At 58.8% G+C, this 7,300-nt stretch carries 7 protein-coding genes and 1 pseudogene; 1 reads left to right on the forward strand and 7 read right to left on the reverse strand.

What is annotated here, in order from left to right; translation table 11 throughout:
* The 7 genes and pseudogenes from SMC5_RS06065 to SMC5_RS11675 all read right to left on the reverse strand — a co-directional run.
* The coding region (locus SMC5_RS06065) for an S-layer homology domain-containing protein (protein WP_165848998.1) at positions 1-722 on the reverse strand (722 nt) is incomplete at its 3' end.
* Between the two features lie 289 nt (positions 723-1,011).
* Positions 1,012-2,376, reverse strand: a complete 1,365-nt coding sequence (locus SMC5_RS06070) for an oxaloacetate decarboxylase subunit alpha (protein WP_119120002.1) — start codon at positions 2,374-2,376, stop codon at positions 1,012-1,014.
* Between the two features lie 285 nt (positions 2,377-2,661).
* Positions 2,662-3,510 carry a hypothetical protein gene (locus SMC5_RS06075; protein WP_119119998.1) on the reverse strand — a complete coding sequence of 283 codons (849 nt, stop codon included), beginning with the start codon at positions 3,508-3,510 and terminating at the stop codon, positions 2,662-2,664.
* A gap of 145 nt (positions 3,511-3,655) precedes the next feature.
* Positions 3,656-4,405 carry a 4,5-DOPA-extradiol-dioxygenase gene (gene ygiD, locus SMC5_RS06080; RefSeq protein WP_207799109.1) on the reverse strand — a complete coding sequence of 250 codons (750 nt, stop codon included), beginning with the start codon at positions 4,403-4,405 and terminating at the stop codon, positions 3,656-3,658.
* Between the two features lie 181 nt (positions 4,406-4,586).
* A complete protein-coding gene (locus SMC5_RS06085; RefSeq protein ID WP_126854959.1) occupies positions 4,587-5,108 on the reverse strand; it encodes a hypothetical protein in 522 nt (173 codons plus the stop codon).
* 174 nt (positions 5,109-5,282) lie between these two features.
* Entirely contained in the window at positions 5,283-5,675 is a 393-nt protein-coding gene (locus SMC5_RS11275; RefSeq protein WP_243622541.1) for a hypothetical protein, read from the reverse strand.
* 225 nt (positions 5,676-5,900) lie between these two features.
* A pseudogene (locus SMC5_RS11675) lies at positions 5,901-5,978 on the reverse strand (zinc-ribbon domain-containing protein); the annotation flags it as partial.
* A gap of 374 nt (positions 5,979-6,352) precedes the next feature.
* Between SMC5_RS11675 and lysA the strand changes: the two are divergent.
* On the forward strand, positions 6,353-7,300 hold a 948-nt coding region (gene lysA, locus SMC5_RS06095), incomplete at its 3' end, for a diaminopimelate decarboxylase (protein WP_119120001.1).

Genomic DNA, 7,300 nt, shown 5'->3' on the forward strand with positions numbered 1-7,300 from the left:
GCCTTCAGCGTGTAGGCGGAGTCGGAAATGAGCGGAAACAGGTTCTCGGGAGCGTTCTCCTCAGCCAGCGTAATGGTCTTCTTGCCGCTGCCAGGAGGCGTTATAGTGTTGTAGATAGCGAACGCACAGTCGCCACGGGTGGCAGACAAGGTGGGGTTCAGGTTGCGGGACTTGTCCCATGTCAAAACTTGGACACGCGGACGGACGGCGATGGTGACGGCGCCAATCGCGTAGGTGCCGATCGAGGGTTCGTCGTTGGCGAAAGCGACAGGCTCCTTGATGGTATTGGCCTCAGCTGCCATGCCGAGGACGCGGACCAGCAGGACAGCCATGTCCTGACGCTTGATCTGAGCGGCGGGTGCAAACTTGCCACCGCCGATTCCCTGGATGTAGCCGGCCTTGGCGGCGGCTTCGACGTAACCATATGACCACCGGGATGCTGCAACATCGGTGAATGTGGGCTTGGCGGGCTTTACGAGGGCGAGGCCCTTGGCGGCAACGATCATCTTGGCGAACTCTTCGCGAGTGACCATGCCCTCGGGCTTGAAGGTGCCATCAGCGTAACCGGCAACCACTTTCTTCGAGGCCAGGGCGGTGATCTCATCAAATGCCCAGTACGAGGCTGCGACGTCTTTGAAACCAGCAGCGTTCGCGGTCAGCACTGGAGAGCAGACGGCAACCAGCATAACGACTGCAACAACGATAGATAGGAATCTTCTCATGTAAGTCTCCTTCCTTAGCAGAGTAGTTGCTGAAGACGATTTCAGGTGGAGCAGTGGTTGGCAAGCACCTCCTTCTTCGCAGGTAGTCATAGCATTACTCACTCACGGTTACCAATTGGCAAAGATACGCCAACAGACTCCATACATCATGCACGTTCTGTTGCACCACGGCGCACGGCAAGGCACGTCAACGTCTACCTGAACATTACACGAACGGCTTTTTTTGTCAAGCAACAGGTGGGGGCTCTGAGCACTGAACCCGACAACTGGTTGCACAGAAAATAGTCGATTAGACCTTGCTGTCCTGCTGTTCCTTTCGCCACTTGAAGAAGTCGAGTGCCACCTGAGGGAAGATGGCATAGGACAGGACGTCTTCCTCCTGCTGGGCGTACTCCTTGATCTCCTCGCGGAACTTCGCCATCTGTGGTGCGATCAGGTCTGCGGGACGGCAGTCGATGGTCGGTTCGTCACCGATGATCAGCTGCTTGATCTCGTCGGAGATCGGCACCGACGCACGGCCATACTCGCCCTTGACGAGTGCCTTGGTCTCCTTGGTGCACTGCACGTATCGGCCCATCATCACATTGAACACGGCCTGCGTGCCGACAATCTGTGACGTAGGGGTGACGAGGGGCGGGTAGCCTAGATCGGCGCGCACCTGCGGCACCTCCTTGAGGACCTCCTCGTACCGGTCGAGCATGTTGGCCTGCTTGAGTTGGCTGACCATATTGGAGATCATGCCACCGGGCAGCTGGTAGATGAGCGCGTTCACGTCGACCCCCATCACTTTGGCGTCCAGCAAGCCCGATTCCAGCGCCTTCTCACGGATCGGGATAAAGAACTGCGCCACGGCATTCAGCGCCTCGAGGTCGATACCGGTGTCGTATGGCGTGCCTTTGAGAGCGGCCACCATCGTCTCCGTACAAGGCTGGGAGGTCGCCATTGCGAAGGGTGAGATGGCGCAGTCGACGACGTCAGCGCCCGCCTCGATCCCCTTGAGGTACGACTGTCCGGCCAGGCCGGTCGTGTAGTGGCTGTGGATCTGGATGGGCAGGCTGGTCATCTTCTTGAGCGCTGCCACCAGGTCGTAGGTCGCATACGGGGTCAGCAGGCCAGCCATGTCTTTAATGGCGAGGCTGTCGACGCCCATCTGTTCGAGCTCGCGGGCGATACCCACGTACTTGTCGACCGTATACGTCGGGGCAATAGTGTAGACGATGCAGCCTTGAGCGGTGCCGCCCAGTTTTTTGGTCGTCCGGATGGCGCGTTCCACGTTGCGCATGTCATTCAGCGCGTCGAAGACGCGGATGATGTCGATGCCGTTCTTGAGGGACTTTTCGACAAAGGCGTCCACGACATCGTCAGCGTAGTTCTTGTAGCCGAGGACGTTCTGGCCACGCAGCAACATCTGCAGCCTGGTATGCTTCATGGCGTGGCGGATCGTGCGCAGACGTTCCCATGGGTCTTCGTGGAGGAAGCGCAGGCAGGAGTCGAAGGTTGCCCCACCCCACATCTCAATGGAGTGATATCCGACCGCATCGATCGCCTCAAACGCAGGCTCCATCTCTTTCGTGGTCATACGTGTGGCAATGAGCGACTGCTGCGCGTCCCGGAGGACCGTCTCCATGATGCCGACCTTGTGAGCCGGAGCCATACTGGAGGATAAGGATGCCAAGTCTGGTCTGCTTCCTGCGCTGAGTTCCTCAATCTCGACGTCGAACGACTTGCTACCGACGTTCATGTTGAACTTGTTTGACACGTGAACCCCCTCTGCAGCGAATTCTCCATTTCGAAACCGGCAGGACGGCGGTACCCTCTGCCACCTGCGTTTTGTCATTATACCCTATTGTGTCCGATGTGGCACCCCCATCGCCCAGGCCGGAAATGGTTGACCCCCGCCGAAGCGGGGGTCGACTTACGTCCTGTGAGGAAGAGTGTACTATGTACTGGACGGCGCAGGCGAGTCTGAGGCAGATCCTGGACCCATCATGCCACCACGGAATCCGCGGCCCATGCCTAGCCCTTCAGCACAACCACCGCGACCGCCAAAGCCCTGGCCTTCCAACGTGACCGTCTTGCCATCAGCACCCGTGAAGCTGGTTGCCACCACTGTGTTGGCATCCATAGGAGTCTTGAACCCTTCCACCTTGACCGCATCGCCAACCTTCACGGTGATGTTGCTCGCGTCACGTCCGAGGACCACTGTCACGATGGTGCCGTCGGCCTGGTTGACCTTGATCGTCGCCATTGCCTTTGGAGTTCGCTTCGTCGTGTCACCAGTCGAGGGAGCCGTCGTGGTCGGCACGTTGACTTCAGTCACCGTTCCTGCGACACTCACCGTCTCGATGTTGGGCGTTCCATCGGCCTTGCGCAGCGTGACGGTCTTGCCATCGGCACCCGTGAACGTCCAGACGCTTAACTCATTGACGCTGTTTCGCGTTGCCGACGTCCCTTCGACGGTGACGATGTCACCGACCTTCATGGTCAGATTCGCTGTTTCAGCGCGCCCGACTTCGATAGTATAGATTGTCCCATCCGTATTGTCCTTAATCTTCGCATAGTCTGCCTGCTGATGCCGGAACATGCCCATGAATCCTGTGCCCGCGGTCGTAGTGGCTGGAGCCGAGACCTCAGTCACGGTACCCGTCACAGAGATCACACCCACAGTCGTTCCTTGCGGCGTCGTCACGGTCCGCACCTTGGTCGCTGCTGAAGCTATGGCGATACCGCCTGTAAGGAGCCCGGCGATGACAACTGCCAGGACGACCTTGCCTATCGTTTTCCTCATAGTGTTCTCCTTTCTTGCGGGGTTACCCCCGGAGTGCCGCACCCATGGATGCTGCCACCTCTAGTACAGTACAGGGAGGGGTTTCGTACGCGCTGTCCTGTGAAGAGCGCGGGCGCCTGCCCTGATATGGGTTTCCCCGCGCGGACTATCCCACCCGGATGCACCGCATGGACAAGGAGGCATTCTGAAAACCCTCAAACACTGTGGTAAGCATGTCGTCGGACCTGCGCAATCCGGCGACGTACAGGAGAGGGATGTAGTGCTCGTCGGTCGGGACCGCCAACTCGGAGAACGGTGCCGTCCGGTACCGGGTCAATTCCTCGAGGTGGTTAGATTCGACACACCCCGCAACCCAGTTGTCAAACGACTGCGCCCACGTATACGCGGGAGCCTCCTCGTCGTCCGAGTCCACCAGCCCCAGGTTGTGGACCACATTTCCACTGCCGAGGATGAGGACCCCCTCATCACGGAGTGAAGACAGGCTTTTGCCCAACTCCATACGCTCTTCAGGTGTAAGAGACACGTCGAGACTGATCTGGATCACGGGGATGAACGCCAAGGGATACATGTGGTGCAGAACAGACCATGCGCCATGGTCTAAGCCACGTTCCATGTCACATGACACGACGCCCGGACCCATGGCGGCACGGACCCTCTCCGCCATCTCGGGAGAGCCTGGACAGGGATATCCGATATGGTACAGTTCATCGGGAAACCCACTGAAGTCGTGCATGGTCCGTGTCTGCCAGTGAGCCGAGATCACGATGATGCCTTTGGGCTGCGGCAAGCTTCCGGACAAGGTCGACAAAGCCTCTGTGAACGTATTTCGCTCAATGATGTTCATGGGGGATCCATGCGCCAGAAACAGCGCCGGCATCCGGTTCTTGTTCATCATGCCAGTCCCTCCATTTATCTGTCTCCAGGGACCTCCTTCGTCCACGCACGCCAGTCCGCCGACGCGAACAGTGTCCCCTTGTTGTCGACAGCAACTTTCCCCACAGATGCGATACAGGTCCTTCTGTCAGTATGTGTAAGAGCGGGATGGTCTCCAGAAAACGACCCGCACGTCCGGAGATCTATGGAGTGGCAAACTCCGCGGTGAACGTGATCGTCTCTGCGGCCTGACCCAATTGCGAACCCACCGGTGCAACGCTGAGCAGTCTGGCGCCAGGAGGTCCGCCGCCGGTCACAGTCAGGGTATAAACACCGGGGCGCACAAAGACTTCGTAGGGGACCATTGAGCCGGTCCACTGCTGCGCTCCATTCAACCGAAACGCGAGGCGTCCCGACCAGGCCGTCCCCTTCTGGGTCGCCTGAATATGAACAACGGTCTCACCGTCCGGCGCCGTGGCGCGCCTGACCTGCCCGAAGAAAATGGGCAGAACCATCCCAAAGACAACGCAGAACGCCAGGAAGACTGGCAAGCCGCGCTTCGCTTTTGACAGTTCCCCCGAATCGCGCCAGCCGGAGCGTGCCTGTTCCGACCTGGCCGAAGGCGCCATTTTGTAGCGGGAACGACCACGATAGCGGGCCCCGTCCGCGCTCCTGGATGGACGAGCACCTGTCGTGTATGAACTGCGTGACTTATAAAGTCTCACCTATTCACCGTTTTTAGTGTAGCAGGCTTCGATGCGTTGCCAATCCTGGAGTAACGACAGACAGGGCCAGGCGACGCGCCTGGCCCTGTCGAGCGGTCTGGAGCCACCGTTGAATCCGGAAAAGTCTATGACTCTGCTCGCAGTATACTGTATCAGACTGGCCCCTTTCTCCTGTCAGGAGCGACGGAACAGGCTGACCAGCGCAGCCAGGAACCCAACCACAACGATGAACATCGCTATCACCGACACCCCCGCTCCTGACGACAGAAACGTAGCGATTCCGCTGAAACCACCAGCGGCTATCGCTGCGAAATCTGCCCACAGAAGCATCACGTCGACGGCCGATACGGCCAGACTCGCCACGAAGGCAAGTGCGACGCTGAGCCCCCCGCGGGCGAACAACATGAGAAAGCCGCATACGATGATGGACAGGTCAACACCAATGTTCGACGCGGTCAGCCCCCCTTCCAGCACCAGGGCATGCATTGCCAGCATGATGATTCCAGCGATCAGAGTCAGTGCTCCACCACCAAGGCGTTTCCGGGACGGCGCTCGCTGTGCTGTCATCGCCTTCTGCTGTGATCCAGCACGATAGACGTCGGCAGCGGGAGGGGGGCCGCCATATGTTCCCTGCGGCGAAACTGTACCATATCCGCCATATGGGGAAGGCTGCGGGGAGGCAGGTACTCCATATGGTCCTGCTGACGGCGTCTGTTGAGGAGGAGGCGGCGAGGAGGAGGCAATGGGTCGCTCGACTTCGCCTGGCCCTGGCGTCTGCACGACTATGACTTCCGCCCCACAATGTGGACAGTGTTTCGCCCCTGATGGCAACGTCTCACCGCACTGAGTACAGAACTTCGCAGTTTCCATGCTTACACCCCCATAGAATAACGTGTTATAGTTCTGACAGCTGCCTGGACTTACCTAAAGTAACCCTCACTGGCGCCAGTATACGAAACACCTCTCTTGCTGCAAGAGCGCCGCATCGACTCATCCAAAATATAGGTGAACTGGCTTCTTCCTGACCAGATCTTCCTCCCCCGAGGATGTTGTCTCAATGCAAGGGATGCTGTCGTATCCGAGGGGTGGGCTGACGTGGATGACTGCGACACCTGCTGGAGCGTTCACTTGACAGGGCGGGGCACAAGGTCATGATGAAACAATCGGCCCGGGTGCAACCCGGACGCATGGACCATCGTCTCGTCCAATGAAAGATGTGTTGTGTTGTGCCAGAAAGGACCAGGATGAACAGCGACCTCTTATATCAGGGCTCGGATCTCATGCTTGACCGTTTGCCTCTCGCCACGATTGCGAGAGAATATGGCACACCCGTCTACGTCTACTCGGCCTCCTCGATCCGCGGACAGGTCACACGTCTGATGCAGAGTCTGGGCACGATCGGATCACTCCGCTACGCCGTCAAAGCCAATGCAAACCCTACTCTCCTTGCACTCATTTTCAACATGGGCCTCGGGGCCGACACGGTAAGCCGCGGAGAAATCCAGGAGGCTCTGGATGCTGGCTGTCCTGCAGACCGCATCGTGTTCTCCGGCGTCGGAAAGACACAGGAAGAACTGACTTTTGCGCTGGACCACGGCATCTTCATCAACGCAGAAAGCGAGGAGGAGCTGGCTACGATTGCGCGCCTGCGAACGGGCGTCCATGTCGGCATCCGTATCAACCCCGGCATCGATGCACACACCCATCGGTACGTCACCACTGGGACGGAGGAGAGCAAGTTCGGCATCCCGGTCGATGCCGCCCCTGACGCGTTCCGGCTGGCCATGGACGCAGGGCTCGTTCCTGACACCATTTCTTGCCACATCGGCAGTCAGATCACGAGCCTCGAGCCCTATCGCAAGTCTCTGGCGCGCCTCCTGGAACTGCGTGACTCCCTGATGGGCAACGGCATTTCTGTGAGCACTCTGGATGTGGGAGGAGGATTCGCCATCAACTATGGGGAAGGCGCCGACTTCGCCGTGGAGGACCTGCAGGCCCTGCTGCGCCGAGATGTTCCCCAAGGCATGAAGCTATGGTTCGAACCAGGCAGGTACATTGTGGGGCACGCAGGCACGCTGGTGACACGTGTCCTATATCGTAAACGCTATACCAGGACTTTTGTGGTCGTGGACGCCGGCATGAATGACCTCATTCGTCCCGCGCTGTACCAGTCACATCATGCGATCCTCCCG

The organism is Candidatus Cryosericum odellii (genome assembly GCF_003570935.1).
Classification (GTDB): Bacteria; Caldisericota; Caldisericia; order Cryosericales; family Cryosericaceae; genus Cryosericum; species Cryosericum odellii.

Excerpts from the sequence above, each read along its gene's own strand:
- SMC5_RS11275 (WP_243622541.1), bottom strand. The coding sequence starts at position 5,675 with ATGACAGCACAGCGAGCGCCGTCCCGGAAACGCCTTGGTGGTGGAGCA.
- SMC5_RS06075 (WP_119119998.1), bottom strand. The coding sequence starts at position 3,510 with ATGAGGAAAACGATAGGCAAGGTCGTCCTGGCAGTTGTCATCGCCGGG.
- SMC5_RS06070 (WP_119120002.1), bottom strand. The coding sequence starts at position 2,376 with ATGGCTCCGGCTCACAAGGTCGGCATCATGGAGACGGTCCTCCGGGAC.
- ygiD (WP_207799109.1), bottom strand. The coding sequence starts at position 4,405 with ATGATGAACAAGAACCGGATGCCGGCGCTGTTTCTGGCGCATGGATCC.